Consider the following 251-nt stretch of genomic DNA (forward strand, 5'->3'; position numbering starts at 1 on the left):
GGGTCGCAGGTTCGAATCCTGTCTTCCCGATTTATGGCGGTGTAGCTCAGCTGGCTAGAGCGTCCGGTTCATACCCGGGAGGTCGGGGGTTCGATCCCCTTCGCCGCTATATATATGGATTTCTTGGACCTTTAGCTCAACTGGTTAGAGCACTCGGCTCATAACCGAGCGGTCGTAGGTTCGAGTCCTACAAGGTCCATATATTAATTATAATATTTGGAGGATTACCCAAGTCCGGCTGAAGGGAACGG

Annotated in this window: 2 tRNA genes; both read left to right on the top strand. The window is 51.8% G+C overall.

What is annotated here, in order from left to right:
* The first annotated feature begins 35 nt into the window (after window positions 1-35).
* A tRNA-Met gene (locus HMPREF2607_RS05140) sits at window positions 36-109 on the top strand.
* A 16-nt stretch (window positions 110-125) separates the two neighbouring features.
* Window positions 126-199, top strand: a tRNA-Ile gene (locus HMPREF2607_RS05145).
* The last annotated feature ends 52 nt before the right edge of the window (window positions 200-251 follow it).

It is taken from the genome of Streptococcus sp. HMSC078H03 (genome assembly GCF_001808655.1).
GTDB classification, from domain to species: domain Bacteria; phylum Bacillota; class Bacilli; order Lactobacillales; family Streptococcaceae; genus Streptococcus; species Streptococcus salivarius_G.